A 1059-nucleotide genomic window follows, 5' to 3' on the forward strand; every position below is an offset into this window, starting at 1 on the left:
GGCCAGCACCTCCGCCGGCTTGTACCGGTTCTCCTCGTCGAAGCCCGGGGTCAGGGTGTTCGGCGGGCAGAGCACCCGGACGTCGATGCCGTACGGACGCACCTCGCGGCGCAGCGCCTCGGAGAAGCCGATCACGCCGAACTTCGTCGCGCTGTAGACGGTGTAGCCGAAGACGCCGGCCAGGCCGGCCATCGATGACGTCGTCACGATCGTGCCCGTACCGGCCTTGCGCAGATGCGGCAGCACCGCCCGGCAGACGTTGATCGTGCCGACCAGGTTCGTGGCCACCATGCCCGCGACGTCCTCGTCCGGCAGGTCCTCCAGGTAGCCCGGGCGGGCATACCCGGCGGTGGTGACCACCAGGTCCGGTACGCCGAACTCGGCGACCAGTGCGTCCACGACTGCGGTCGTCGTACTCGCGTCGGTGACGTCGACGGACAGGGCGATCGCGCCGGGGCCGAGCTGGGCGAGGGCCGCGTCGAGCTTGGCCTGGGACCGGGACAGGACGACGACCTGGGTGCCCGCGGCGACGAGCTGGGTGGCGACCGCGAGGCCGATGCCCTCGGAGCCGCCGAAGACGAACGCGCGCTGGTGCATGGATGCAGGCTACGAGGGGCCGACGTGTTCCTCGAACACCAGCACCGTCTGGGTGGCGACCACCTCGGGCAACGCCTGGATCCGCTCGAGGACCAGCTCGCGCAGGTGCTCGGCGTCGCGGGCGCGGACCAGGATCACGCAGTCGAAGTCACCGGCGACCAGCGCGACGTGGGCGGCCTCGTCGAGCGCCCACGCCTTCTTGCGGAACGACTTCCACGAGTTCTGCTTGATCCGGACGTGCACGTACGCCGGCAGCCCGAGGCCCAGCGCGGCGTGGTCCACGTCGATGGTGAAGCCGCGGATCACCTTGGTGTCGATCAGCCGCTTCACCCGCGCGTAGGCGGTCGCGCGACTGAGCCCGATCCGTGACGCGACGTCGCGGATAGACGTCCGCGAGTCCGCGCGCAAGATGTCCAGAATTTCGCGGTCGACGGCGTCCATGCTGGACAGTCTGCCACCCCG

Annotated in this window: 2 protein-coding genes; both read right to left on the reverse strand. The window is 70.3% G+C overall.

Annotated elements, in window-relative coordinates:
• Positions 1-597, reverse strand: a 597-nt coding sequence (locus ACOADB_RS24465; protein ID WP_378604979.1) for an SDR family NAD(P)-dependent oxidoreductase, incomplete at its 3' end; no start/stop codon positions are given.
• 9 nt (positions 598-606) lie between these two features.
• Positions 607-1059 (reverse strand): Lrp/AsnC family transcriptional regulator (locus ACOADB_RS24470; RefSeq protein ID WP_378604982.1); only part of this gene is annotated, 453 nt, incomplete at its 5' end.

This window comes from Nocardioides sp. CPCC 206348 (assembly GCF_048654705.1).
GTDB lineage: Bacteria > Actinomycetota > Actinomycetes > Propionibacteriales > Nocardioidaceae > Nocardioides.